Origin of the sequence: Sinomonas sp. ASV486 (assembly GCF_030908215.1) — a bacterium.
GTDB lineage: Bacteria > Actinomycetota > Actinomycetes > Actinomycetales > Micrococcaceae > Sinomonas > Sinomonas puerhi.
The window spans coordinates 1-26267 of the sequence record NZ_JAVFJK010000004.1 but is presented as its reverse complement, the minus strand read 5'-3'; the positions used below and the strand labels follow the sequence as shown (position 1 = coordinate 26267).

24 protein-coding genes and 1 riboswitch are annotated in these 26267 nt (G+C 70.0%); of the genes, 8 read left to right on the top strand and 16 right to left on the bottom strand.

Annotation, left to right across the window (positions count from 1 at the left end):
• Positions 1 to 76: 76 nt before the first annotated feature.
• Complete coding sequence (locus RBS60_RS06695) at positions 77 to 1621, bottom strand: HAMP domain-containing sensor histidine kinase (RefSeq protein ID WP_307957086.1); 1545 nt, start codon at positions 1619 to 1621, stop codon at positions 77 to 79.
• A 23-nt stretch (positions 1622 to 1644) separates the two neighbouring features.
• Positions 1645 to 2385 carry a response regulator transcription factor gene (locus tag RBS60_RS06690; protein ID WP_307956766.1) on the bottom strand — a complete coding sequence of 247 codons (741 nt, stop codon included), beginning with the start codon at positions 2383 to 2385 and terminating at the stop codon, positions 1645 to 1647.
• Between the two features lie 225 nt (positions 2386 to 2610).
• Between RBS60_RS06690 and RBS60_RS06685 the strand changes: the two genes are divergently transcribed.
• Complete coding sequence (locus RBS60_RS06685; protein WP_307956765.1) at positions 2611 to 3690, top strand: hypothetical protein; 1080 nt, start codon at positions 2611 to 2613, stop codon at positions 3688 to 3690.
• Between the two features lie 50 nt (positions 3691 to 3740).
• The gene (locus RBS60_RS06680) at positions 3741 to 4136 is read left to right on the top strand and encodes a DUF1304 domain-containing protein (RefSeq protein ID WP_307956764.1); all 396 of its coding nucleotides are present in this window, start codon (positions 3741 to 3743) and stop codon (positions 4134 to 4136) included.
• A gap of 195 nt (positions 4137 to 4331) precedes the next feature.
• Here the strand turns inward: RBS60_RS06680 and RBS60_RS06675 are convergent, their stop codons facing one another.
• The gene (locus tag RBS60_RS06675) at positions 4332 to 5093 is read right to left on the bottom strand and encodes a hypothetical protein (RefSeq protein WP_307956763.1); all 762 of its coding nucleotides are present in this window, start codon (positions 5091 to 5093) and stop codon (positions 4332 to 4334) included.
• 6 nt (positions 5094 to 5099) lie between these two features.
• A riboswitch (cyclic di-AMP (ydaO/yuaA leader) is annotated at positions 5100 to 5294 on the bottom strand.
• A gap of 615 nt (positions 5295 to 5909) precedes the next feature.
• Between RBS60_RS06675 and RBS60_RS06670 the strand changes: the two genes are divergently transcribed.
• Positions 5910 to 6746, top strand: a complete 837-nt coding sequence (locus RBS60_RS06670; RefSeq protein WP_307956762.1) for a winged helix-turn-helix domain-containing protein — start codon at positions 5910 to 5912, stop codon at positions 6744 to 6746.
• 65 nt (positions 6747 to 6811) lie between these two features.
• Entirely contained in the window at positions 6812 to 7348 is a 537-nt protein-coding gene (locus tag RBS60_RS06665; protein ID WP_307956761.1) for a histidine phosphatase family protein, read from the top strand.
• Here the strand turns inward: RBS60_RS06665 and RBS60_RS06660 are convergent.
• The 5 genes from RBS60_RS06660 to RBS60_RS06640 form a co-directional block, all read right to left on the bottom strand.
• A complete protein-coding gene (locus RBS60_RS06660; protein ID WP_307956760.1) occupies positions 7311 to 7901 on the bottom strand; it encodes a hypothetical protein in 591 nt (196 codons plus the stop codon). The genes RBS60_RS06665 and RBS60_RS06660 overlap by 38 nt on opposite strands.
• A 115-nt stretch (positions 7902 to 8016) precedes the next feature.
• On the bottom strand, positions 8017 to 8691 hold the full coding sequence (locus tag RBS60_RS06655) for a helix-turn-helix domain-containing protein (RefSeq protein ID WP_307956759.1): 675 nt from the start codon (positions 8689 to 8691) through the stop codon (positions 8017 to 8019).
• Between the two features lie 14 nt (positions 8692 to 8705).
• Positions 8706 to 10868, bottom strand: a complete 2163-nt coding sequence (locus RBS60_RS06650) for a YhgE/Pip domain-containing protein (protein WP_307956758.1) — start codon at positions 10866 to 10868, stop codon at positions 8706 to 8708.
• Positions 10865 to 11680 carry an ABC transporter ATP-binding protein gene (locus tag RBS60_RS06645; protein ID WP_307956757.1) on the bottom strand — a complete coding sequence of 272 codons (816 nt, stop codon included), beginning with the start codon at positions 11678 to 11680 and terminating at the stop codon, positions 10865 to 10867. Before RBS60_RS06645 ends, RBS60_RS06650 begins: the two co-directional genes overlap by 4 nt.
• Positions 11681 to 11754: 74 nt before the next feature.
• Positions 11755 to 12663 carry a helix-turn-helix transcriptional regulator gene (locus tag RBS60_RS06640; protein ID WP_307956756.1) on the bottom strand — a complete coding sequence of 303 codons (909 nt, stop codon included), beginning with the start codon at positions 12661 to 12663 and terminating at the stop codon, positions 11755 to 11757.
• Between the two features lie 165 nt (positions 12664 to 12828).
• On the opposite strand from RBS60_RS06640, the gene RBS60_RS06635 reads away from it, so the two are divergent.
• Together RBS60_RS06635 and RBS60_RS06630 are read left to right on the top strand one after the other, a co-directional pair.
• A complete protein-coding gene (locus RBS60_RS06635) occupies positions 12829 to 13056 on the top strand; it encodes a hypothetical protein (protein WP_307956755.1) in 228 nt (75 codons plus the stop codon).
• A 46-nt stretch (positions 13057 to 13102) separates the two neighbouring features.
• Positions 13103 to 13945, top strand: a complete 843-nt coding sequence (locus RBS60_RS06630) for an aldo/keto reductase (RefSeq protein WP_307956754.1) — start codon at positions 13103 to 13105, stop codon at positions 13943 to 13945.
• A gap of 28 nt (positions 13946 to 13973) precedes the next feature.
• On the opposite strand, the gene RBS60_RS06625 is transcribed toward RBS60_RS06630, so the two are convergent.
• The 8 genes from RBS60_RS06625 to RBS60_RS06590 form a co-directional block, all read right to left on the bottom strand.
• Complete coding sequence (locus RBS60_RS06625) at positions 13974 to 15386, bottom strand: NAD(P)/FAD-dependent oxidoreductase (RefSeq protein WP_307956753.1); 1413 nt, start codon at positions 15384 to 15386, stop codon at positions 13974 to 13976.
• 181 nt (positions 15387 to 15567) lie between these two features.
• Positions 15568 to 16251 (bottom strand): N-acetylmannosamine-6-phosphate 2-epimerase, encoded by a 684-nt coding sequence (locus RBS60_RS06620; RefSeq protein WP_307956752.1) that lies wholly within the window; start codon positions 16249 to 16251, stop codon positions 15568 to 15570.
• Positions 16248 to 17228: an ROK family protein gene (locus tag RBS60_RS06615; RefSeq protein WP_307956751.1), complete on the bottom strand. Its 981-nt coding sequence runs from the start codon at positions 17226 to 17228 to the stop codon at positions 16248 to 16250. The genes RBS60_RS06620 and RBS60_RS06615 overlap by 4 nt, the downstream gene beginning before the upstream one ends.
• 48 nt (positions 17229 to 17276) lie before the next feature.
• The gene (locus RBS60_RS06610) at positions 17277 to 18197 is read right to left on the bottom strand and encodes a dihydrodipicolinate synthase family protein (RefSeq protein WP_307956750.1); all 921 of its coding nucleotides are present in this window, start codon (positions 18195 to 18197) and stop codon (positions 17277 to 17279) included.
• A 45-nt stretch (positions 18198 to 18242) separates the two neighbouring features.
• Positions 18243 to 19070 (bottom strand): ATP-binding cassette domain-containing protein, encoded by an 828-nt coding sequence (locus RBS60_RS06605; protein ID WP_307956749.1) that lies wholly within the window; start codon positions 19068 to 19070, stop codon positions 18243 to 18245.
• Positions 19067 to 21205 (bottom strand): dipeptide/oligopeptide/nickel ABC transporter permease/ATP-binding protein, encoded by a 2139-nt coding sequence (locus RBS60_RS06600; RefSeq protein ID WP_307956748.1) that lies wholly within the window; start codon positions 21203 to 21205, stop codon positions 19067 to 19069. Before RBS60_RS06600 ends, RBS60_RS06605 begins: the two co-directional genes overlap by 4 nt.
• A gap of 1 nt (position 21206) precedes the next feature.
• Entirely contained in the window at positions 21207 to 22166 is a 960-nt protein-coding gene (locus RBS60_RS06595; RefSeq protein ID WP_307956747.1) for an ABC transporter permease, read from the bottom strand.
• Between the two features lie 73 nt (positions 22167 to 22239).
• Positions 22240 to 23862: an ABC transporter substrate-binding protein gene (locus RBS60_RS06590; protein WP_307956746.1), complete on the bottom strand. Its 1623-nt coding sequence runs from the start codon at positions 23860 to 23862 to the stop codon at positions 22240 to 22242.
• 290 nt (positions 23863 to 24152) lie between these two features.
• On the opposite strand from RBS60_RS06590, the gene RBS60_RS06585 reads away from it, so the two are divergent.
• Positions 24153 to 24881, top strand: a complete 729-nt coding sequence (locus tag RBS60_RS06585; protein WP_307956745.1) for a FadR/GntR family transcriptional regulator — start codon at positions 24153 to 24155, stop codon at positions 24879 to 24881.
• Positions 24882 to 25155: 274 nt separating this feature from the next.
• Positions 25156 to 26267 (top strand): IS481 family transposase (locus tag RBS60_RS06580; RefSeq protein ID WP_307956744.1); only part of this gene is annotated, 1112 nt, incomplete at its 3' end.

The window sequence follows — 26267 nt, the reverse complement described above, 5'->3', positions numbered from 1 at the left end:
GTCATGCCGGTCAGGGCATGCCATGCGCCGGGCGCCGGCCATCGGCCCGACGGGCGCCGCCAGCGCAAGGCAGGCCCTACCCGGCGGGTGCGGGCGCCGGCGCCGCTGTACTCAACGCCCCCGGCAGGTACACCGCGAACTCGGTCCGGCCCGGCTTGGAAGTCAGGTCGATCGACCCGCCGTGGGCCTTGACGATCGCGTCGACAATCGAAAGGCCGAGCCCCGTGGACCCCTCGCCCCCAGACGTGCGGGCCTTGTCTGCCCGAGCGAATCGCGAGAATACCGTGCTCTGGAGGTCAGCCGGGATCCCGGGCCCGTTGTCGGTCACCGTCAGGACGGCGTCGCCGCGGGCGGACCGCCCGGCGGACGCGGTCACGGTGGTGCCCGCCGGGGTGTGCTTGCGTGCATTGCTGAGCAGGTTCACGAGCACCTGGTGGAGCTTCGCGCCGTCGGCCGTGATCTCCACGGGATCCTCCGGGAGGTTGAGCCGCCAGACATGGTCCGGCGAAATGACCTTCTGGTCCGTGACCGTCTCGACGAGCAGCTGCGTGAGGTCCACGGGGCCGCGCTTGAGGGGCTGCCCTTCGTCGAGCCGCGCGAGCGTGAGGAGGTCCTCGACGAGCCGGGACATGCGCAGGGACTGCGTCTCCACCCGGCCCAGCGACTCGGCGCCCTGGTCCGTGAGCGGCTCCGTGAGCTTGAGCATGTCCGTGTACCCCCGGATGGCCGTGAGTGGAGTGCGGAGCTCGTGCGAGGCATCGGCGACGAACTGCCGCACCTTCATCTCAGAGGCCTGCCGCGCCTCGAGGGCCCCGGCGACGTTGTCGAGCATGCGGTTGAGGGCATTGCCCACCTGCCCCACCTCGGTCCCGGGGTTCGCGGCGGCCTGCGGCACACGCATCGCGAGGGCCACCTCGCCGGCGTCGAGGGGCAACTGGGCGACCTGTCCGGCAACGCGTGAGAGCTCGTCCAAAGGCTTCATGGTGCGCCGGATTACCACGGTGCCGATCAGCCCGACAAGCACGAGCCCGCCGAGGGAGACGAGCACGGTTGTGAGCACGAGGGAGTTGAGCGTCGACTCCGTGGACGCGAGCGGCAGGCCGGTCACAACCACGTCGCCGTAGGCCGTCTTGACCGCGACCAGACGGTAGGAGCCCGCGCTCAGACGGCGTTCGACGGCGGTCGGAAGGTCTGCGCCCGGCCCGCCGGTCTGCTGGGAGGCCACGGGAAGCGACGCGAGCGTTGCTGCGTCGGACGGCGTGAGCGCCACCCGCGTGCCGTCGGAGGTCCGCAGCCCGCTCGTGACGAGGACGCCGTTGCTGATGCGCGCGTTGAGCGTCCCGGCACCCTGGCCGGGCGCGTCGAGGGGGTCGCGACTCGGTCCCGAGGAGCGGCCGGGTGTGCCGTACTCGGCGGCCCGATAGCTCGCCTGGGCGAGCTGCCCGTCAAGCTGCTGCGTGAGGACCCGGTCCATCGTTGCGTAGAGGAGGGCCCCGACCACCGTGCAGATCCCCACGAGCAGCAGCGTCGTCACGATGACGAGCTTGGTGCGCAGGTGCCAGGTGTCGGGATGGAGCCAGCTGCGCCCCGAACGCGGCTCGGCGCCCGAGAGCTTTCCCACGTTCACGCCTCGTTCCTGGGTGTTCACGCCTCGGCTGGCTTGATGACGTAGCCGGCGCCGCGGACGGTGTGGATCATGGGCGCACGGTCCACATCGATCTTCTTGCGCAGGTAGGAGATGTAGAGCTCCACGATGTTGGCCTGTCCGCCGAAGTCGTACTGCCACACCCGGTCGAGGATCTGGGACTTGCTCACCACGCGCTTGGGGTTCTCCATAAGGTAGCGCAGGAGCTCGAACTGGGTGGCCGTGAGCTGGATGTCCTCGCCGCCGCGGGTCACCTCGCGGGTGTCCGTGTTCAGCACGAGGTCGCCGACGACGAGTTCGGCGTCGTCCTGCGCGGCCACACCGGAGCGCTGCACGAGCCGGTGCAGGCGGAGCATGACTTCCTCCATGCTGAACGGCTTGGTGACGTAGTCGTCGCCGCCCGCCGCGAGGCCCGTGATGCGGTCCTCGACAGCGTCCTTCGCCGTGAGGAACAGTGCGGGTACCTCGGGCAGGAACTGCCGGATGCGCGTGAGGGCCTCGACCCCGTCGAACCCGGGCATCATGACGTCCAGCACGAGGACGTCCGGCCTGAACTCCCTCGCGGCCTTGACTGCGGAAGGACCGTCGGACGCCACCTGGACGCTCCATCCCGTCATGCGCAGGCCCATGCTCATGAGCTCGGAGAGGCTCGGCTCGTCGTCGACCACGAGGGCACGGATGGGCGTGCCATCCGGGTGGGTGAGGGCGGGCAGATTGTTGGTGGAGAAGGGGCTTGCCATGGTTCCAGCCTCCCTGTGAGATGTAGCCCGAGCCTGAGCGGCGGCTGTGAATGGACTGTGGAGGCAAGCCTAGCGCCGCGACGTCGCGTATCCCGGGGACCCATGGCTTCTGCCGCCGCAGGACGCCCTGCAAACCACAGCCGGCCCATTCGAGCGGCACAGGGGGAGCACAGGGTGGTTCTGGATTCTGGGGTAGTCACCTGACCAGACGACGAAGGATGCCTCATGTCGAACGATCCAGCGAACGCGCCAGCCCCGGGGAACCAGGTTCCGCCCGAGGGCACCGTGCCGCAGCCTGCGGTCGGGTGGGGCTCCCCGAAGCAGGGCCCCGTCGCCGATGGCGCCGCGACGCACGACGCCGAGCCGGCAGCAGGCGGGCAGCCCGCCGCTGGCTGGGGTGCGCCGCAGCAGGACCAGAACGTCTACAACCAACCGAATCAGCCCGCGCAGGGCTGGGGTGCGCCGCAGCAGGGCCAGCCTGCGTACGGTCAGCCGGGTCAGCCCGCGCAGGGCTGGGGTGCGCCGCAGCAGGGCCAGCCTGCATACGGTCAGCCGGGTCAGCCCGCGCAGGGCTGGGGTGCGCCGCAGCAGGGCCAGCCTGCATACGGTCAGCCGGGTCAGCCCGCGCAAGGCTGGGGCGGTCCCGAGCAGCTCTATCCCCAGCAGGGCACGGGGTGGGGCGCGCAGCTCCCGTCGGGCCCCCGATCGGTGGGCAGCCGCTGGCACGGATTGACCACGACTCAGAAGGGTCTGGCGGCCGCGGCCGCGGCGGTGGTGATCGCGGGCGGTGCCGGCGCCGCGGTGTGGGCGGCGACCTCATCCTCGGCGGACGCGAACGGGCTCGCCGCCGGAGGCCAGGGATTCGGCGGCCAAGGCGCGGCCCAGGGTGGGCCGGGCGGCCAGAACGGCGCGCAGAACGGCCAGGGCCTCGGCAGCCAGGACGGCAGCGCGCGCGGCGGCTTCGGCGCGGCGGGGCTCGGCATGGGCCTGCTCGGCCAGGTGCTGCATGGCGAGTTCGTCGTCGTGCAGAACAACACCAACGTGACCATGGTCGAGCAGACGGGCACCGTCACGGCCGTCTCGGGGCAGTCGGTGACCGTCAAGAGCACCGACGGGTTCGAGCAGTCCTACGCGATCTCCTCCAGCACCCAGATCGGGGCCCGTGCCGTGCGAGGCCAGGCTGGCTCGGGCAGCGGCAGCCAGTCCTCGACCACGACCTCGCTGGCCCAGGGCCAGACCGTCATGGTCATCGCGCTCAAGGACGGCCTCGCCGCCCAGACGATCGCGATCACCGGGACCAACTGACACCCCCGCCCGCGGGACCCTCGCTGAGGCGATGAGCATAGGCTGGCGCCATGCTCATCGCCTCAGCTGTCCTCGCCGCGATGGCCGGCGCGCTGCACGTGTACATCTTCGTGCTCGAGTCGGTCCGCTGGACCCACCCATCGACCATGCGCACGTTCGGCGTCCGCAGCCGCGACGAGGCTGAGACCACGCGGCTCCTCGCGTTCAATCAGGGCTTCTACAACCTGTTCCTCGCGGTCGGCGCACTCGTGGGGGCGGGCCTGGTCCTCTGGGTCCCGGCCTTCCATCAGGCGGCCCGCGCACTCCTCGTCATGGCCTGTGGTTCCATGTTCGCCGCGGCGATCGTCCTGATCCTCAGCGACAGCACCAAGGCCCGGGCCGCGACGGTCCAAGGCGTGCTGCCGCTCCTCTCGCTCGTCTCTCTCGCCCTCGCCGGCCGCGGATAGCCACGTCGGCCTCGGCCGCGATGAGCCTTCGCCGTGCCTCAACCCAGCAGCGCGGGAGCGGTCGATGTGGGCGGTGACGCACGACGGCGCCGCCCACCTCGAGCGTGAGGCGAGCGGCGCCGTCGTGGGGGGGGGCCCCCGCCGCCGGGCCCGGCGCCCGGGGCCGGGCCCCCCGCAACGGGGGAAGGTGGCGGCTCAGTACCAGTTGTGGGCGAGGTGCCAGCCGAGGGCGTTGGCGGGGGAGCCGTAGCGCTCCTTGATGTAGTTCAGGCCCCATTCGATCTGGGTCTTGTAGTTGGTCTGCCAGTCGGCGCCGGCACTGGCCATCTTGCTGCCTGGGAGGGACTGGACAATGCCGTAAGCGCCGCTCGAGGCGTTCGTGGCGGTCGTGGACCAGCCGGATTCCTTGTTCCAGAGTGTGATGAGAGCGCTCATCTGATCCTGGCCCCAGCCGTAGGCGGCGAGGCGGCTCGCGGCGTACGCCTGTGCGCCGGCCGGGTCAGTGACGGCCTGCGGCGGTGCGGCCTGCGCGGCGGCGTCGGCAGCGGCCTTGTCCGCGGCAGCCTTGTCAGCCGCGGCCTTCGCTCCTGCGGCCTGATCGGCAGCAGCCTTGTCGGCCGCCGCCTTGTCCTCGGCCGCGGTCCGTGCCTCGGCGGCGGCCTGGGCGAGGACGCTCTGCTCGCTCGGACCCTCAGCGGTGGCAGAGGCTGACGCCGTCGGCGTGGTCGTCGAGGTGCGGGCCAGATCAGTCGCGTTGGCGGTCGCAGCGGCGCCGCCTCCTGCTACAGCCAGGAGGCCGAGGGAGAGGGCAACCACCGCGCTGCGGTGGCCGAAGCGGTCGGATCCGGGCTTGATGCCGGACTTGGAGGCTGCGCGGGCCAGGGCGGACGTGGCGGGGGCAATAGCGCGGCGTCGGCCATGAGGGCGTGCGGCAGCGCGGGCGGGGGACTTGCTCAAAACGGTAGGGCCTCTCGTTGGCGCCTGCGAAGTTAGCTGTCGGGTTCGAATGAGAGTCATCCGGCCCGGCCAATGGCCTGGGCTTCACCCCAAGGCCGCACCACACGCTCGTGACGAGCGGGCGCAGCCCGGTTGTGGGTCCTCCGTCTCTGCCTTGACATGTCCTCCCAGGCAGTCGGCAGAGCTCGGCGAACAGGGCCTGGGGGGTGCACACCGTGGGGCGGGCACCAGATCACCCTACGGGAAGATCTCATGATTGTCACATTTAGATAACGACAGATTGGAGCGATGCCCCCGCACGACTAGCGCAGTGAAAGGATCGAAGTCCAACCGACTTGACAGCTCGACGAGGCGTGTCGAGTCATGTCCGCATTGTGAGATGTCCGCCACTGGTGCGTCATTGAGAACCATAGGGGGAAGTTGTCGAACAATGTTCGGTGCAGGTCGTCGCGACTGGTCAAGATGTGAAAATATGCGTTCATATCGGGCATTCATCGAATGGTGAGATGCCCCACACGAGTCCGGGCCTATCTCGCATCGTGAGACGATCCACACTTTGTTACTTGCCTGTAGGCATTGTTACGGGCCACACTTCTCAGTGTGAACAAAGACTCAGCAGCACCTGCAGCCGCAGAACACCTCGTCGGCACACCCGCCGGCCGCGCCATGTGCTCCTGTCGAATGTCGAGCTGACGGCACCGCCCCAGCAACCAGCGTCAGTCTTTTCGCCGCCCAGCGTCGGGCACCATCCCCCTCGCGGGCGCACTGCTTCCGCATTCGAAGCCATCACGGCTAGTTCATCTCGAGGTTGATCCCATGTCTGTTGCATCCGGCTACGTCCACATCTCAGTCCGCAACGCCCAGAAGGCCCAGAACCCCGGCTACCGCCAGCCGCTCGGCTCCCGGTTCGCCCCCGCACCCGAGACCTACCAGCACAACGCCGCAGCACCGCTGCGCGCGGCACAGCCCCTCCGGCCCGTCGAGGAGCCAGCGCCCATGACGGCGCCCACGCCCGTGGTGCAGCCCGGTGCGGAGCCCATCCGCGCCGTTGCTGCGGACAACGTGGCGCACGGCTTCGTGGTCTACGTGGGCCTCTCCGAGCAGGAGGCGGCGGGCGCCGGCACCTCGATCGCGCGCATCGCCCAGGAGCTGCGTGCCTACGCGCAGACCCTCGTCGAGGGCCTCGAGAGCTATGCCGCCGTGGCTGTGGCTCCGGCTGGCGCCACCGGTTCCTCGCTCGACGTCGTGCGCTCGACGTTCGGCGACCCGACCATCGCGTCCCGGCAGCAGCGCATCGAACCCCGATCGGCCGCGGCGCCTGACGCCCGGCCGTCAGGCGTGCTCATCGACCTGGCCCGCCGCGAGGTCCACCTCGACGGCGATTCTCTGAACCTCACCTTCAAGGAGTTCGAGCTCCTCAACTACCTCGTCGAGAACGGCACCCGCACCGTGAGCCGCGACGAGCTGCTCGAGAGCCTCTGGAAGAACGCCGAGGAGGTCCCCAACGAGCGCACGATCGACGTGCACATCCGTCGCCTGCGCTCCAAGCTCGGCCGCCTCGCCAACACGGTCCGCACGGTCCGTGGCCAGGGCTACCGGTTCTACGAGCACCCCGAGGTCATCGTCTGGGCTGCGCCCGAGTACTCGATCTAGCCTCGGGCGCAGCGGCGCCGGTCTCCGCGGATCCGGGGAGGCACCGCTGCCCGTAGGCTAGGGGGGTGAGCAAGCATCACGTGAAGCACCTCATCGTCCTGCGCCATGCCAAGGCCGCCTGGCCCGAGGGGGTCGCGGATGCTGACAGGCCCCTCGCCGAGCGAGGGCATGCCGACGCCCAAGAGGCTGGCAGATGGCTGCTCAAGCACGACTTCGTCCCTGACTTCATCCTCTGCTCCACGGCGCTGCGCACCCGGCAGACCACCACATGGGTCTGCGAGGAGCTCGGCGACAAGGCACCGACCCCGAAGCTCGAGTCCGGACTGTACGCGGCCAGCGCGTCGCAGATGCTAGCCGTGGTGAACCACGTTCCCGAGACGGTCCGCTCGCTCCTGATCGTCTCCCACATGCCCGGCGTCCAGGACCTCGCTCTGCGGCTCGCCTCGCGCGATTCCGATCAGGAGGCCTATATGGATGCAGCGAGCCACTTCCCGACCGCAGGCTTCGCGGTCTTCGAGACCGAGGCCCCCTGGGCAGAGCTCGACGGACAGGACGCCCGGCTCGTCAGGTTCGCCTCGCCCCGCGCAAAGAAGAGGCGCTGATCCGGGGTCGGTTCGTGGCCCCTGCCTTGCGCACCGGCGTCGTGGAATGCGGTGTGCTCGGTCCCGGCGTGCGGAACGCGGACGACGGCGCCCTCTGAGGGCGGCGAGCGGCCGCGCCCGCTGATCCGAGCCTTGGGGAATGCCTTGAGGCGCGGCGCCGCTCGGGCCACACAGCGCTCCCGAACAGCACCGCGAGGGTGGCGGCAGTTGCCGCCACCGCGCCGAAGAAGTAGGGGTCAGCGTCCGCGCCCGAGACGGTCGTCACCGTTTCCGGGTCCTGATCCCACGCGAGGCCGAGGAGCCGGAGGAAGGCGAGGGCCGAGCCGATCGCGAGCGAAGAGCCGGCGGCGGCCACGACAGCCACGGCATACCGTGACAGGCTCAGCACGGCGTACAGCGCGCAGGCCACGAAGGCGCCGAGCGCCACGAGCGCGAGCGAGACGGCCGTGGCGTCGAGGGTCACTCCCGCGATCGCGGTGGCGGCCACAGACGCGCCCGCGGCCCAGAGAGTTGCGCGGGCGCCCGTGCGCAGGGGCTTGAAGCGGGAGGCCATGAATCCAGTGTGACAGGAGTTTCTCCTGTTTCTGGTGTTACTGCTGTTACCTGTGTGAGTTTCGTGTCGCCTGGCTGTTGGGCCCCGGATGCCGGCCTCGACTGGACTGCTGGGCTCAGCCGCCGAAGGCCCCAATGGCGAGGGCTGTGATCGCCTCGGCAGCCGGAGCCAGCGGTTTCGGAGGCGTCGTCGAGACGCGGTCCATGCCGACCATGAAAGCTGCGCCGAACAGGGCCGTCGCGACGACGTCGAGGTCCTGGCCGGGCGCGGGTTCGCGGCGCGCCGCGACTCGGTCGAGGGCCCCGCGGATCACCACGAGAACCTCGGCGCGCCTCGCAGCGAGCAGCGTGTGCCACGTCCCGTCCCCCCGCCACTGCTCGCCCATCCATAGCCGGACGAACCCGGGGTACGCCTCGATGAACCTCAGCGCGCGGGTGACCATTCCCCGGACCTCGTGGAAGGTGTCGTCCGCTGGGCTCGGCGCAGCGACAGCGCCGCGCTCAGGTGAGGTGCGCGCGTGGGGCGAGGGACCGGCGTCGTGCGCGGCATGCTGCGCTGGCTCTGCACGGCCGGCTGGGGCCAAGGCGGCCATGAGCATCCCCATGCCGTGTTGGAGCAGCTGGGCCACCAGCTCGTTCTTGCTGCCGAAGTTGTAATAGACGGTGCCTTTGGCGACGCCGGCCGCGGCCGCGATCTCGTCGACCGTGACCGCCTCGGCACCGCGCTGGCCGATGAGCTCCATCGCGGCATCGAAGAGCCGCTGCCGGGTTGCCTCTGTTCGCGTGCTCATCCTGGCCACCCCACTCACACTGCGATCTCGGGCTGGAGGGTCTTGAGGCGCCACGTCATGTTCTTCCGTGTTCCGGCGAAGTTGAGGACGCCGCCGAGGACTGTGTAGCCGACTAGGCCGAGGACGATCGGCAGGATCCCGGACAGGTCGCCGCCATAGATGAGGTGGCGCATGCCCTGGACCACGTAGCCCATCGGCAGCACCTGATGGGCGATCCGGAACGGCTCCGGCGTCATCTGCCAGGGGAACGTTCCGCCCGAGGAGACGAGCTGGAGGATGAGCAGGATCAGCACCACGAACTTCCCGGACGTGCCAAGGAGCGCGACGATCCCGTGGATGATCGCGCTGAACGCGATTCCGCCCAGCAGCAGGAAGAGCCACATGAGCACGGGATGCGCGGGGTCGAGGCCGAGAGCGAAGTCCACGACGGTGGTCAGGAGCGTCGCCTGGACCGACGCCACCACCGCGAACGGCAGCCAGCCACCGAGCGCGATCTTCCACGGTGGAGCGTTCGAGGCGAGCGCGCGGACCGTGAAGGGGCGCATGGCCTGCATGAGCATGAAGATGCCCACCCACATCGCGAGGGAGAGGAAGAACGGCGCGAGGCCCGCTCCGTAGGACGCCGCCTTGGTCTGCGAGGCGTGGTCGACGGCGACCGGGTCGCCCATGACATTCGAGACATCCGTGACCTGCTTCTGCGACGGATTCGGAACCTTCCCGGCGCCCGCGTTCAGGCCGTCGGCGAGCTGGTGGGCGCCGTCGTCGGCCTGCGCCAAACCGTCCCGCAGCTGGGCCGCGCCGGTGTCGAGGCGGGCGGCGCCGTCCGCGAGCCGGCCCGCGCCGTCGGCAAGCTGGGCGGCTCCGTCGGAGAGCTGGGACGCGCCCGACGAGAGGGACTTCGACCCGTCCACGGCGCGCTGCTCGCCCGCCGCCAGCTGGTTCGCTCCCGTCGAGAGCTGCGCCGCGCCGTCGTGCGCCTGCGAGATCGCGGACGTCAGGGCCGGCATGCCGTCTGCGAGCTGGGCGGCGCCGTCCGAAACCTGCTGGGAACCTGTTGCGAGCTGCTGGACCTGCCCTGCGGCCGTGTGGAGCTGGGATCGGGCGTCGGCGATCGGCGTCGAGGCCTGGAGCGTGGCGACCTGCGTCAGGAGCTGGTCGGCCTGGGACTGCGTGAGCACGCCTGCGGCCACGAGCTTCTGCGCGCTCGTGGTCACCGTGCCCTGCAGCGCGGCGTCGGCGGAGTCGGCTGCGGTGACGGCCTGCTGGACCTTTGCGTTCAGCTGGGCGTTGCCTGCCGCGACCTGCGCCGCGCCGGCCGCGAGCCTCTGCGTGTCGGCGGGCAGGGACGCCGTCTTCTGCTGGAGCGTTCCAAGGCCGGAGGAGAGCTGCGATGCGCCGGTGCTGAGCGCTTGTGCTCCGGTGACCAGCTGCTCTTGGCCCGCGACGAGCTGGTTCGCGCCCGCGCTCAGCCGGGATGCGCCGCTGCTGAGCTGGTCTGCACCGGTCGTGAGCTGCTCGGCGCCCGTATGGAGCTGGCCAGCACCGTCCGCGAGCTGGGAGGAACCGTCCGTGAGCTGGTCGAGCCCGCTGGCCAGCCTCGTGGCGCCGTCGGCCGCGGTGGCGAGCTGGGTGTGGATCACGCCGTAGCCGGTGAGGAGGCGGGCGGCCGTCTCGGTGCCTACTTGCCTTGCGACGGCGTCGTGCACGGCCGTCGTGACCTTGTCGACGATCGTGCTCAGGAGGTAGTTGTTGGCATCGTTCGTGGTGACCTTGAGCATGGCCTGGCGAGCGGAGTCGAAGCTCGCCGGGGAGACGAGGTTCGAGGAGAAGTCGGCCGGGAGGGTGAGCGAGAAGCCGTAGGTGCCGTTGCGGACGCCCTCCTCGGCCTCGGCCGCGGTGCCCACGCGGTGCCAGTCGAACAGGTGGCCGTCCACGAGGTTCTGGGCTACCTGGCTTCCTGCTTCGAGGCGCGTGCCGTCGGTCGAGTCGGCGCCTTGGTCCTCGACCACGAGGGCGGCCGGGATCTGGTTCATGTTCTTGTACGGGTCCCAGTTGGCGTACAGGTAGACGGCCCCGTACAGGAGAGGCACGGTCACGAGGGCGAGGATCGTGAGCTTGGGCAGCAGCCCGTAGGTCATCCGCTTGAGCTCGGAGCGGGCCAGCCGGAGAACCGTCACGCGCGGACCCCCTCGCCCAGCGCGAGGTCACCGCGTGTGGCGGCGAGGTCACCGGGTGTGGCGGCGACGTCACCCTGTGGGGCGCCGAGGTCACCCGGTCTGGCGGCGACGTCACCCCGTGGGGCGCCGAGGTCACCCGGTCTGGCGGCGAGGTCACCCTGTGCGGCCAGCCGCCGGATCGAATTGCCCACGACGGCGGCCGGTCCCGCCCAGTGCTCAGGGAACGTCGCGACGACGGCGACGACGGCGAGCGGCCGGCCCCCGCGTGCTGCCGTCCCGGCGAGGAACGGGAGCCAGTCGGCGGGATCGTCCGAGTGGCGGTCGGGGGAGTCCAGGACGAGCAATTCCGTCTCGGGGTTGGCAAGGGCCAGTGCTGTGAGGAGCTCGGTGCGTCGGGCTGCGGGCAGGTCCTGGGCCCAGCTGTCGGCGATGTCCGCGAAGGCGTTGACCGTGAGCCAGGCGTCTGGCTTGCCGGGGCCGCGGTGGCGCCGGGGGAGCAGGGCGAGGTCCTCGGCTACGAGATCCTTGACGCGCAGGTGGAGCTCGGCCTCGTTGATCGCTGGCGCATCCACGAAGGCGCCCACGCGGCGCAGTCCCTTGAGATCCCGAACGGGTTTTCCCGAGTGGCTGCCCCAGGCTGCCGTTCCGTCGGTCGGCGCGAGCCGGCCGGCCGCGGCGAGGGCGAGGGCCGTGCGGTGTCCCTGGCCGTCCGCGCGAACGAGGAGGAGCTCGCCGCGACGGGCCTCGAACGAGGTGCGCGGGACGAGATCGCTGTGACGCCCGGCAACCGTCAAATCACGAACTGAAAGCATACTCTCAATTGTAGGAAAACTGACCGGTCAGTACAAATCCGGGAGCGCGCCCAGCGCGGGAGTGAACCTCAGGCTCAGGGCAGCTCGCGGGTAGCCGGCCGATCGGCGCCGCGCTTGCCCTCGCGCGGCACCTCGCGCACGGAAGGTCCCTCCGCCCCGAAGCTGCCGAGCAGTGCGAGCGAGTCCTCGGATGGGGAGCCGGGCTTGGCCGTGAACACGCGCAGCGTCTGGTCGGGATCGTGCAGCGGGGCGAGGTCCTCGAAGGCCAGCTCGAGATCGCCCACCACCGGATGGCGCATACGCAGGGTTCCGGCGTGCGTTGTGATCACGCGGTGACCCGCCCACCAGCGGCGGAAGTCCTCGCTGTGAACAGCGAGATCGCCCACGAGTTGGTTGGCCTGAGGGTCGCTCGGGTGCCGGCCGATGTCGACCCGCAGGGCTCCCGCAGCCTCGGCCGCCACGGCGTGCCAATCGGTGAACAGCTCGCGTGCGGCCGGATCCAGGATGATCCAGCGTGTGAGGTTCCGTTCTTCCACGGGCAGTGCAGGGAAGTCGGCGAGGAGGAGGTAGGCGAGGCGATTGCCCGCGAGCACGTCGGTGCGGCGGCCGAGGACGAGGGCGGGCACGTTGCCCACGGCTTCGAGGAGCTGGCGCAATGCAGCGCGCACGCTCTCCGTGTGGATCGGCGTCCTCTGCGACTTGGCGCAGTGCTCGAGGAGATCGATCATGTGGGCGCGCTCGCCCTCATCCAGACGCAGTGCCCGCGCCACGGCGTCGAGCACCGACCGCGAGGGGTGGATGTTCCGCCCCTGCTCGAGACGTGAGTAGTAGTCCGTGCTCACCCCGGCCAAGAGGGCGATCTCCTCCCTCCGCAGCCCGGGGACGCGGCGCCCGGTCGAGGCCGCCGGGATCCCCGCCTCGTCGGGGGACAGGCGCGACCGCATCGCCTTGAGGAACCTTCCGAACTCAGCACTCTGACCCATAGCATCCATTCTGACCGGGGTCGCGGTGCTCCTCCATGGCCGAAGGTAGGCCTGCGACTCCTAGGAAGCACAGGGTGCGGCTCCTGCCATGACTTCCGTGCCCGGAGCCGCATAGCGTTGAAGGCGAGTCGTCCACCACCCGGTGGACCGTGAAGAAGAAGGACCATGGAACACTCAGCGCTGATCGCCTTTGCGCTCATCATCCCCACCCTGAACGACGAGAGCCGCAGTGCGCTCCCGAACGCCCCGATCGTCGACGACGGCCGGGGTCATACCCCGAGGCTCGCCGCGGCCCGCGCGCGGCTCGCCACGGCGCTGCACCGAGCGGCCTGGGCGGTCGAGCCGAACCCTTGGACGACGGCGGCCGCGCGCCTCGCGCCGTCGTCCTCGTAACGCTTCAGCCCCTGCTTCTGGAGAACACGACACGGAGGAAGACCCCATGCACACCCCTGAGATCATCGTTCCCACCGTCACGCTCAACAACGGCGTCGAGATCCCGCAGCTCGGCTTCGGCGTCTTCCAGGTTCCGCCGGAGGAGACCCAGCGTGCGGTCGAGGCCGCGCTCGAAGCCGGGTACCGGCACATCGACACCGCCGCCGCGTACCGCAACGAGGCCGGGGTCGGTGCCGGGATCGCCGCCTCGGGCATCCCGCGGGAGGATCTCTTCATCACCACGAAGCTCCGCAATGGCGACCAGAGCAGGCCCCGCGAGGCCTTCGAGGACAGCCTCGCGGCGCTTGGCCTGGACTACGTGGACCTCTACCTGATCCACTGGCCCGTGCCGTCCCAGGCGCTGTACGCCTCGGCGTGGCGGGCCCTCGAGGAGGTCTACGACCGGCGGCAGGCACGTGCTATCGGCGTCTCCAATTTCCTCACCGAGCACCTCGAGACGCTCGCGGCATCGGCGCGGGTGACGCCGGCGGTGAACCAGATTGAGCTCCATCCGACCTTCCAGCAGCGCAGTCTGGCCGCTGCGACCCGGTCGCGGGGGATCGCCGTCGAGGCGTACAGCCCCCTCGGACAAGGTGCGGACCTTGGCGCCGAGGCGGTGCTGGAGGCCGCCGCCGCGCACGGAGCGTCCCCGGCGCAGGCCGTGCTCGCTTGGCACCTCGCCCAGGGAACCATCGTCATCCCGAAGACGGCCACGCCCGGGCGCATGCGGGAGAACCTTGCGGCCGCCGCGTTGACCCTGAGCGAAGCCGAGGCCGCTGCGATCGGCGAGCTCGAGACGGGGGAACGCATCGGCGGCGACCCTGCCACGGCGGTCCACACCCAGCTCTGATCTGGGATGGCCTACGGCCTCTGACGCGTCAGAGGCCGTAGGCCTCGAGGAACCGGAGCCAGATCTCGCTTACGGTGGGGAAGGACGGCGTCGCGTGCCACAGGCGCTCGAGGGGCACCTCTCCGACGATCGCGATGGTGGCCGCATGCAGCAGCTCGGCGACGTCCGGCCCGGCGAAGCACGCCCCGATGAGCGTCCGCGCGTCCTCGTCCACGAGGAACTGCGCCCAGCCCTCGTAGTCCTCGGCGTGCTGCCACGCGCCGGCCACGGAGATCGGCAGCTCCACGGCGCGCACTCTGATGCCCGCCTCCCACGCGTCCTCCTCGGTGAGGCCCACGGACGCGATCTCGGGGTCGGTGAAGACCACGTGCGGCACAGCGAGGACGTCGGCGGTGCGGGCCCAACGGCTCCACGGTTCCACATCGGCGTCGAGCTCGTCGCGCGAGCGGGCAACGATCGCGTCCCCCGTGATGCGGGCCTGGTACTTGCCCTGATGCGTGAGCTTCGCGCCGCCCGAGCAGTCGCCCACGGCATAGAGCCACGAGAGGCCTTGGACGCGCCCGCTCTCGTCGATGCGCAGCAGGTGCGGCTCGATCCCGAAGGCCGGCAGGCCGAGGCCGTCGAGTGCCGGGCGGCGTCCGGCCGCCACGAGCAGCCGCTCCGCCTTGAGCGTCCGGTCACCGGGGAGCGTGAGCCGCACGGCGCCGTCGTCCGTCCGCTCCGCGAATTCGGGGGAGACGCCCTCGAGGATCTCGACGCCGTCCGCGCGCAGGCCCTCGGCCACGAGGTTGCGGGCGTCCTCGGGGAAGGCGCTGAGGAACGAGCCGCGGGCGAGCATCGTGACCTTCGAGCCGAGCCGCGCGAACGCCTGGGCCAGCTCCGCGCCCGCAACGCCCGCGCCGATGACCGCGAGGCTCTCCGGGACCTCCTGCGTGCTCGTCGCGTCCGGTGTGGTCCAGACACGGACGTTGTGGAGGCCCGGGACTTTGGGGATGACCGGCAGCGAGCCGGTCGCGAGCACGACGGCGTGGCGCGCCGTGAGCGTGAAGTGGTTGCCGTCGTCGTCTGTCACCCAGAGGCGTCTCGCGCCCGTGAGTCGGGCCGTGCCGCGGATAACCTTGATCCCCACGCCCTCGGCCCATTGGGCCTGACCCGAGTCGTCCCAATGGCTTGAGGCCTCGTCGCGGTGGGCCAGGACGGCGGGAACGTCGAGCTGGCCCGTGACTGCCTCGCGCGAGCCCGGGACGCGGCGCGCGGCGTGGAGCGCGGTGCCTGGGCGCAGGAGGGCTTTGGACGGCTCGCATGCCCAGTATGAGCACGCTCCGCCCAGCAGGCTCTTTTCCACGATCGCCGCCGTGAGGCCACCCTTGACTGCACGGTCCGCGGCGTTCTCGCCGGCCGCGCCGCCGCCGACCACAATGACGTCATACTCGCTGTCCACCCCAGCATGCTACGGGAGCCGTTGACGCCGTGCCCGACCCGGGGTCAGCTTCCAGCGATCCGGGGTCAGCTTCTAACGTGCCCAAACGCGTTCTAGAGAGGTGAATCCGCATCGCGGGGAGGTGACTCCGCATCGCAGGGAGGTGACCTCAGATCGCAGGGGTTGCGGGGGCGGGGGCGCGTCAGGCGAGGGCGTCGCGGAACCAGCCAGTGATCGTCGCGGGATGCGTGATCGCCGTGCCGACCACGACGGCAAACGCGCCCGCATCGACGGCGGCCCGCGCCTGGGCGGGCGTGTGGATGCGGCCCTCGGCGATGAGCGGGCGGCCGAGGTCCGCCGCGGCCACAGCGGCGAGGAGCTCGAGGTCCGGACCATCGGTCTTGGGCCGTTCCCCGGTGTACCCGGCAAGCGTCGTCCCGATGAGGTCTGCACCGGCTTCGGCGGCGGCACGGGCGTCCTCCAGCGACCCGCAGTCGGCCATGACGAGCGCGTGCGACTCGCCGTGGATCTCGGCCACCGTCGCGGCGAGGGAGAGCCCGTCCGGCCGCGGGCGCCGCGTGCCGTCGATCGCCACAACATGCGCCCCTGCAGCGGCGACGGCGAGCGCGTGCCGCAGCGTCGGTGTGATGAAGGTGCCCTCATGCCCGTCCTTCCACAACCCGATCACGGGCACGTCGACGGCCGAGCGCGTGAACTGGACGTCGGCGACGCCCTGGACCCGGACGGCCGCGGCCCCGCCGCGCACCACCGAAGCGGCCATCTGCCCCGTGATGTGCGGCTCCCGCAGCGGCTCGCCGGGGTTCGCCTGGCAGGAGACGATGAGCTGGCCGCGGAGGGCCTCGAGGGCTTGGGGCGTGAGGATCACAGCAGGCCTTTCGCGGGGGTGAGGATTTCGGGTGTGAGGACGAGCCGCGCCGCACCGATGAGCGCCGCAGCCCCGCCGAGCGAGGCCCGCAGGAGCGGCATCGACGCCAGCGGCGGCATGAGCTCGGCCCGGAAGGCTGCCTCCATGGCATCCCACCAGAGGGGTCCGGCATCGGCGAGCCCGCCGGAGATCACGATGGCCTCGGGATCGAGAGCGTTCGCGAGCCCGCCGGCGGCCTGGCCGGCGGCCCGCGCGGCCACGCTGACGGCCGCCCGCGCCGTGGGATCGCCCGCCGACCCGCCCGCACCCTGCGCGAGTGCGAAGACCCCCCGGGCGTCCGCCACGGCGGGATCGCCGCCGCGACGGAGGTATTCGGCATGCAGTGCAGGGCCGGAGGCGATCGCCTCGACGTGCCCGGCGGCGCCGCACACGCACGGCAGCGGCGACCCATCGGCGTCGTGCGCGAACGGCGAGGCGAGGTGCCCCACGTGGCCGCCCACCCACCGGTGCCCCAGGAGCGGCCGGCCGTTGACCACGAAGCTGCCGCCCACCCCGGTGCCGAAGGCGATGAGGAGGGAGGACGACGTCGGGGCGGCAGCACCGCGCCACGCCTCGCCGAGGGCGTGGGCGTGGACATCGTTGATGACGGCGGTGCGCAGCCCGGTCCGGCGCGCCAGGCCGCCGGCGACCTCGGTGCCGGCCCAACCGCGGATCGCCTCCGTGGCGGACACGACTGTTCCGCGCGCGGCGTCGATGACCCCGGCCGAGCCGACTCCGGTCCCGGCCACGCCAAGCCCCGCAGACGCGGCCCGACGGCGAAGGCGCAGGACGAGCTCGGCGGTGGCGTTGAGGATCGCCTCGCCGCCCTCGCGCGAGAGCGTCGGGATGGTTGCCGAGAACACGAGGTCGCCGTGCTCGGTGACGAGTCCCGCGGCGGTCTTCGTTCCGCCGAGGTCGACGCCGATCGCGTGCCGCACGCTGGGGGCCTCCTTAAGTCCTGGGCTGCTGGGGTGCTGGGGCAGACGTCACCGGAGAATGCCGGTCTCGACGAGGATCCCGCGGATGGTCTCCGCCTCGGTTTCGTTGAGCGAGAGCATGGGAGTGCTCATGGTGTTGGACTCGATGACGCCCATGAGCGCCAGCGCGGTCTTGAACGCGCCGAGGCCGGCGGCGCCGCCCGAGACCCGGCCGTTGGGTGCGAAGACGATGCCGAACAGGCGGGCGAGGCGGTCCTGCTCGGCGGCGGCTCCAGCCCAGTCCCCGGCCCTGGCGAGGTCATAGAGCCTGCGGTAGCCGGCGGGATCCACGTTGCCGAGGCCCGGCACCACGCCGTGTGCCCCGCCCAGGAGCGCGCCGTCCACCACGACCTCGTGGCCCGTGAACACCGAGAAGCCGGGAAGATCCTTCGTGGCCAGGAGCAGCTGGCGGAAGGAGACATCGTCCCCCGAGGAGTCCTTGACCCCCACGATCACGCCGTCCTCCGCGAGGCGCACGAGCACGTCGGTGGGCAGCTTGAAGTGCGTCCGGACGGGGACGTCGTAGGCGAAGATCGGCGTGGTGACAGCCTCGTGGATCGCACGGAAGTGGGCCTCGGTCTCGGCTGCGTTCCCGAGGGCGTAGTACATCGACGTGACGACGAGCGCGTCCGCGCCGAGGTCCACCATCTTCCTGGACTCTTCGATGACGCGGTGGGTGGTCTGCTCGTTCGCGCCGACCACGAGCGGGACCGTGCCGGCGTTGGCCTCGGCGATCGTGGTGACGGTGAGCTCGCGCTCGGCGTTCGTCAGGTAGGGGACCTCGCCGGAGGAGCCGAGCGCGAAGAGCCCGGTCACGCCGCCGTCGATGAGGTGCTTGGTGACGCTCCGCAGCGACTCGACGTCGATGCTCCCGTCGGCATGGCGGGGCGTGATGACGGGTGGGATGACGCCGTGGAATGCGGTGGGCACAGGTTCTCCTGAGGGTGGGCGGGCGGAACGGGAAGCGAGTGGGTCTCAGACGTGCAGGAGGCTGGGCGCGGCGCCGAGCAGCTTGCGCGTGTAGTCATGGGTGGGGTGGTCGAAGACGTCCTCGGCGGTGCCCTCCTCGACGATCCTGCCCTGGTAGATGACGCAGATGCGGTCGGAGATGTAGCGCACGGTCTGGATGTCGTGGCTGATGAACACCATGCCGAGGTTGAGCTGGCGCTTGAGGTCCGAGAGCAGGTTGAGCACCTGCGCGCGCACCGAGACGTCGAGTGCACTCGTGGGCTCGTCGGCGATGATGAGCTCGGGCTCGAGGGCCAGCGCGCGGGCGATCGCCACGCGCTGACGCTGGCCGCCCGAGACGTTCGACGGCGTGACCTCGGCCGCGGATTGCGGGAGCCCCACGAGGGAGAGGAGCTCCTTGACCCGGGCGCGGCGCGAAGTGTCGTTGCCCATCCCGTGGACCACGAGCGGGTCCAGGAGGATGTCCTCGATGGTCATGCGCGGGTTGAGCGCCGTCGCGGGGTCCTGGAAGACGACCGAGACCGTCCGCCCGAACTCCCGTCGGAGGCGCCCGTCGAGCCGCTTGACGGGCCTGCCCTGGAACGCGAGCGTCCCGGACGTCGGGGCCTGCAGGCCGACGAGCACCGAGGCGAGGGTGGACTTGCCCGAGCCGGACTCGCCGACGATCCCGACGGTCTCGCCGCGGCGCACCGAGAAGTCGATCCCGTCGACCGCCTTGACGATCGTGGGCCGGAAGAGTTTCCCGCCGCGGGCCCGGAAGTGGACGGTGAGGCCCTTGAGTTCGAGCACGGGTGCGCCGGACGCGAGTGCACCGTCGATGGGAGTGCGGGTCATTGGGCACCTTCCTTGATGAGCTCGCCGGTGCGGGCCGTCTTCTCGTGGCTCGCCCAGAAGTGCCCGGGATCGCCGGGAACTTCGACGAACTCGAGCAGCTGCCTCGGGTCCGCGTCCGGGCGCAGGGACCGTTCGGCGAAGCGGTCGCCGGGCGCGAAGTCCCGCGGTGATGGGACGGTCCCGCGGATCTGGTGCAGGCGCGGCGCGTCGGCCTCGACGGACAGGACGGAGCCGAGGAGGCCGCGCGTGTACTCGTGCTTCGGGCTGCGCAGGAGCGCCGCGGTCGGGGCGGTCTCGACGACTTGGCCGGCGTACATGACCACGACGCGATGCGCGAGGGAGGCCACGAGCGCGAGGTCGTGGCTCACGAACACCATCGCGAAGCCGAGTTGCTCGCGCAGCTCGTTCAGAAGGTCGATGACCTGCTTCTGCACGGTGACGTCGAGCGCCGTCGTGGGCTCGTCGGCAACCACGATCCTGGGGGAGCGTGAGAGTGCCATGGCCATGACCACGCGCTGCCGCTGGCCTCCTGAGAGCTCGTGCGGGTAGGACCTGAGCGTGCGGTTCGGGTCGAGACCGACGAGCTCGAGGAGCTCGCGCGGCGTCTTGCGTCCGTTGCGACGGGTGAGCTGCTCGAGCTGGTCCTTGATGAGCATGGACGGGTTGAGTGCGCTGAGCGAGTCCTGGTAGATCATCGCGATCTCCTGTCCCCGCAGGCCTGCGTAGCGCTGCTCGCGCTCCTTGGGCGAGTTCGTGAGCAGCTCGCGGCCCTCGTACGCGATCGAGCCTGACAGGACGGCCGACGGCGCTTGGAGGCCCATGATTGCGAGGGAGGTGATCGACTTGCCGCAGCCCGACTCGCCGACGAGCGCCATCGTCTCGCCCTCGCGGACCGAGAAGGAGACGTTGTCCACGATCGCGGTGCTGCCGTAGCGGTGCGGGAAACGGATCGACAGGTTGGTGACCTCGAGGATCGTCTTCGCGCTGGCCCCGACCTGCGGGAGGCGGTCGGTGCGGCGCGCCTCGACGGCCGAGAGCCGCTCGAGCTCGAGGTCGAGCAGCGCGTGCGGGTTCTCGTCGAGACGCACGACGGCGGCCAACGCCTCGTCGCCCAGCGTTCCGGCGCCGAGGGCCCGGGCGGCCTCGACCGAGGCGAGGTCAGCGGCAGCCGCGGCCGCAGCGGCGGCCGCCGAGCCGTCGTCGTCCTTCACCTTCGGTGTACCGCGGAGGCGCGGGTTCACCATCGCATCCGTGAGCCCCTCGGCGAGGATGTTGAGCGAGAGGACGGTGAGCAGGATCGTGATGCCGCCGAACGTCGTGGGCCACCACCCTCCGGAGTTGACGAGCTCGCGGCCGTCGCTCATGACGTTGCCCCACGAGGCGGCCGGCTGCTGCACGCCCGCGCCGAGGAACGAGAGGGATGCCTCGAGGATGATGGCGTCGGCGACCATGACCGTGGCGAACACGAGCACCGGGGCGGCGGTGTTGCGGACGATGTGCCTGACGAGGATGTAGAAGCGTCCGGCACCGATGACCCGTTCCGCCCGGACGTAGTCCTCGCCGTACTGCGCGAGGACGTTGGCGCGGACCACACGGGCGAGCTGCGGCGAGTAGACGATCGCGATCGCGAGGATGATGACGGGGACTGTCGAGCCGAAGATGTTGGCCGAGGCGCTCGAGAGCGCGAACAGGAGCGCCGCGGCCAGGGCGATGCCCGGGAAAGCCATGAGGACGTCGAGGATGCGCATGATCGTCTCGTCGACCCACTTGCGGCCCGTCGCGGCGGCAGCGCCGAGTGCGGCGCCGATGATGACGGCGAGGGCAACCGCCCCCAGGCCGATCATGATCGAGATGCGTGCCCCGTAGAGCATGCGTGTGAAGACGTCGCGGCCGCCGACGTCGGTGCCGAAGAAGTGGTCCGGCCCCGGCGGGGTCTTGGGGATGAACGACTCGTTCTCGCCGTAGGGGGCGATGAAGGGGCCGATGATCGCGACGAGGACAATGAAGATGAGGAAGGCTAGCGCGATCTTAGAGCCGGTGGGCATCGCCCTGAAGCGGGCGCCCTGATCGGCGAGACGGTTCGCGAGGCCGGCGCGGGGCGCGAGGGTGCCGGTTGGGCGGGATGGATGCGACATGTCAGACCGTCCGGATCCGGGGATTGATGAGCAGGTAGAGGACGTCCACCACGATGTTGACGAGGACGAAGGTCGCGGCGATCGTGATGACACCGCCGGCAACGAGGTTGACGTCCTTGCCGTTGAGGCCGTTGATGATGAGCCCGCCCATGCCCTTGAGGTCGAAGATGCGCTCGATCACGATGGCGCCGCCCAAGAGGTAGCCGACGCGGAGGCCGAGTACCGTGACCGGGGTGACGAGGGCATTGCGGAGCACGTTCTTCGCCACGACCGTGCGGTACGGGACGCCGTTGCCGATGGCTGTGCGGACGTAGTCCTTGTCGAGCTCCTCGACCATCGACGTGCGCACCACGCGGATGAGGGACGCTGCGACGGGCAGGCCGAGGGCAAGGGCGGGCAGTGCCATCGAGTAGGCCCAGCCGACGAAGCCGTACTGCTCGGCCCACGCCATGCCGCCCACCGGGAAGAGCGAGCCCTTCGGGAGGGCGAACCACTGGATGAGGAGGATGCCGAGCCAGAACGACGGCGTCGCGATGGCCGCGATCGAGAACACGCGGATGAGCTGGTCTGGCCACTTGTCGCGGTAGAGCGCGCCGAGGATGCCGAGGACAAGCGAGATCACGACGGCGATGAGCACACCCAGGAGCGTGAGCTGGAGCGTCACGGGGAAGGCGGCCGCGATGCGGATGCCCACGGGCTCCTCCGGCGGGTTGGTCACGCCGAAGTTGAGGGTGACGAGTCTGGCTACGTAGTGGAAGAACTGGATGATGAGCGGATCGTTGAGCCCGCGGGCCTCGCGCCATGCGTTCTTCGCGTCCTCCGAGGCATCGGGCCCCAGGACGAACGTCGCGGGGTCGCCCGGGGCCACCTGGAGGACGAGGAACACGAGGATCGTGACGCCCAACAGCATGAAGGGGAGGACGGCGATCCTCCGGCCCAGCAGTCTCAGCAGCGTTGACACGGTGAAGAACTCCAAACTGCTCGTAAGGGGCGGATGACGGCGTCGGGGTCGCCGTCATCCGCCCCGAGGTGCGCTACTTGCGACCGACGCCGATGAAGGACAGACCGGTCGTGGGCAGCGGTTGGAAGCCGTCGAGCTGAGTGGGGTCCCAGGCCGTCGGCAGCTTGCGGTGGAACAGCGGGTACAGCGGCACTTGCTCGGCCACGAGGTCGATGATCTGGCCCTGGAGGTCTTTGGCTTGGGCCGCGTCGGCGGAGGCGGCCTGGGCGAGGAGGTCCTGCACCTGCTTGTACTCGGGGGTGCCGGTCCAGCGGTAGCGCGCCGTCGGCCACACGCCGGCGCGGTAGAACCAGCTCAGGAGGAGGTCGGCGTCGTTCCCGAACACGCTCGGGTCGCCCGATGCGCAGACGACGTCGAAGTCGCCGCCGCCGTCAGCGCGCTGGGCGCTGTAGACCGTCGCCGAGGGGACGATGTCGAGGGTCGTCTTGACGCCGATCGCGTCCCAGTTCTCCTTGATGAGCGGCATGCACTTGTCGATCCAGGAGTTCTGGGTCGAGGTGAGGCGCAAGCTCAGGTTGGACGCGCCGGCGTCGGAGAGCAGTTGCTTGGCCTTGTCCGGGTTGTACGAGTACTGAGTCGCGGCCTGATGGTAGGCCGGGTGGTTCTTGGGCAGGTAGGACGTCGCCGGTGTCGCGTTGCCGAGCAGGGCCTTGTTGATGACGCTCTGGGTGTCCGTGGCGTAGAAGAGCGCCTGACGGACGCGCTTGTCGCTGAACGGCGCCTTGGCGGTGTTGAACATGAGGAACAGGAGCCCGAAGGACTGTACCGCCTCGACAGTGACTTTGCTCTTGAGCGAGTCGATGTCGAGATATGGCACGTCCTCGATGGCCTGGGCGCGGGACGGGATCGAGTTCACCCGAGCGGAGCCGTCGGCGATGAGGAGCCACGTCATGTTGTTCGACCGGGCCGGGTACTGGCCCTTGTAGCCGTCGAATTTCGCGAAGACGATCTTGTCTTCCTTGGTCGCGGAGACGAACTTGTACGGGCCCGAGCCGATCGGCTTCGCGTCGAAGGCCTTGGCCTTCTCTGCGGTGTCCGTGAGGGCCTTGGGGACGACCTTGACCACAGCGATGCGCTCCTTGAAGCCAGCGAACGGGGCCTTCAGCTCGAATGCGACCGTCTTGTCGTCCTTCTTGGACACGGCCTTGATGAACGGGATGAACCCCGCGAAGAGGGACTTGCTCGCCGGATCGAGGGTGCGGTTGAAGGACCACACGACGTCGTCCGCGGTCACGGGCGTGCCGTCGTGGAACGTCGCGCCCTGCTTGACCTCGACCTCCCAGTGGGTGTCGTCGACCTTCTTCGGGTCCGACGCCGCGAGGGCCAGGTAGGCCTGTCGGGTCGCCGGGTGGAGGTCCACGAGGCCCTCGAAGAGGTGGTTGTTGGCCGCCTGAGGCGTCGCACCGCTCGCGGCGATCGGGTCGAAGCCGGTCGAGAGGGCGAATGAGATGCCGGCGACGAGCTCCTTGGTCGGGTCGACCGCTCCGCCGCTCGTGACCGCGGAGGCCGGCGTGCCGCCGGGCGAGCATGCGGCCAGGGACGCCGTGAACGCCGCGGCGGCGCCGATCGCTCCGCTGAGCTTGAGGAAGTTCCTGCGGCTGGCGTCATTGACCAGCGGGGAGATGGGGTTGCTCATGTACCTCACCGTTCGTGTTGATGGCTCTGTGGATCCGGGTGCGTGGCCTCGTGGACCGAGTCCGGAGTGCCCTCAGGAAAGCACTTATCGGATGTGGGATGTCCGAGGTTCTCGGCAACTGTAAGGCTCATCACAATCACGAGTCAAGGGCGAAGGGCTGGCCCGGTGGACCTCTGGGCCCGGAAGTGGGACATCCGATATCATGGCCCGAAGTGATGCCGAGCACAGGTCCGAAGCGTCCCTCTGCGTGCCTTCGGTACGCAGCACTCTCATGCTAACTGGAGGATTCCATGGCCACGACGACGTCGGCTCCCGCGGCGCGCTTCAGCGCGCAGGCGCGGCTCCGAGCGCTTCAGGCGGAGATCATGGACCTTATCCTCGACCGAGGACTTGAAGCGGGCGACCCGTTGCCCACGGAGAGCGAGCTGACGGCGACCCTCGGGGTCGGCAGGAATACCCTGCGTGAATGCCTCAAGGTCCTGCAGGCGCTCGGGGTGGTGGAGATCCGGCACGGGTTTGGCATGTTCGTTGCGCCGAGCAATTTCGATGCGCTCGCCGATGGGCTCTCCTTCCGCGGCCGGCTGTCTCTCCGCCACAAGGGGCATGAGGCGATGGAGCTCGTCGATGTCCGCCAGGCGCTCGAGTCGGGGCTTGTCGGAGCGTCGATCGACGTCATCACTCAGGAGCAGCTCGCGCGCATCGAGGCTGTCGTCGTCACGATGGAGGAGTCGGCCGAGCGCGGGGACGAGTTCTCTGAGGCGGATGCACTGTTCCATCGCCTGCTCTTCGAACCACTCGACAACGAACTGCTCCTGAACCTCATGGGCGTCTTCTGGAAGGTCTACCGCAAGATCCACGCGGAGGTGGGACCCTCCAACGCGGATCTCGTCGAGACGGCGGCCGCGCACCGTCGCATCCTCGAGGCCGTGGGCGCGGGGGACAAGGCTGCGGCGTCCGAGCTGCTCAACCGGCATTTCGACGGCATCCGCCGGATGCTTCAGGCCCACGCCGACGGGTAGTGCCCGGCGGGCGGTAGTCGGTCCGTCCGCGCAGGAGGGACCCTGGGCTGGCTCTTGGCCCCGGCAGGGGAGGACGAAGAAGCCCCCCAGCCTTAGGCTGGGGGGCTTCTCTCTTCACATCTGTGCGCCCAGAGGTGTGTGATGTCAGGACATCGTTGACGCATGTGGCGGGACATCGTTGACAGGTGACAGTTGACTGCTGTGGCGGGACATCGTTGACGCCTTCCGGCATGTCGCGGGACATCGTTGACACCTCGCCCATTGGGCTTCTGCCATGTCGAAGAACAAGGTCATCGTCCTCGCAGTCCTGGAGGGTGGGATGTCCAAGGCCGAAGCAGCCCGCCGGTACGGCATCAGCCGCCAATGGGTCCACCAACTCATCGCCCGCCACGCAGCCGAAGGAGAGGCCGGCCTCGAGGCCCGCTCCCGGCGGCCCCGCACCAGCCCGCAGCAGACGCCGGCCAACGTTCAGGAGAGGATCCTGGTCCTACGCGCCGACCTGCAGGCCAAGGGCCTGGACTCCGGGGCCGAGACCATCGCTGCCCATCTCGGACGCGAGGGCCTCCCGGTGCCCGCGAGCACCACCATCCACCGCATCCTCCGGGCCGCCGGCGCGGTCGCCCCCGAACCCCACAAGCGTCCCAAGTCCTCCCTGCGACGCTTCGCCGCGGCCCAGCCCAACGAGACCTGGCAGTCCGACTTCACCCACTGGCACCTGGCCGACGGCACCGACACCGAGATCATCGACTTCCTCGACGACCACTCCCGCTGCCTGCTCCACCTCACCGCCCACCCCAGGACGACCGGCGCCATCGTCGTGGACGCCTTCCTGGACACCGCACAGGAACACGGCCTGCCCGCCAGCACCCTGACCGACAACGGCATGGTCTACACCACCCGCCTGGCCGGCGGGAAAGGAGGCCGCAACGCCTTCGAGAGCCTCATCGCAGGGCTCGGGATCGTCCAGAAGAACGGATCCCCCGGCCACCCCCAGACCCAGGGCAAGATCGAGCGCTTCCACCAGACCCTGAAGAAATGGCTCCACAGCCAGCCTCCGGCCCAGACCATCGAGGACCTGAACGACCAGCTCACCAGATTCCGCCACGTCTACAACCACGAACGCCCCCACCGCGCGCTCGGCAGGCACACACCCGCCGAGGCCTACGCCCAGACCCCCAAGGCCGGCCCCGCGGCCGCCGCCCAGGGGGCACACTTCCGCGTCCGGACCGACCGCGTCGACGCCGACGGCAAGGTCACCCTCCGCCACGCGGGACGCCTCCGTCACCTCGGCATCGGCCGCGCCCACAGGCACAAACGCATCATCCTGCTCGTCCACGACGCCGAGGCCACCGCCATCGAGCACGGCACCGGCGAGATCCTCGCCGA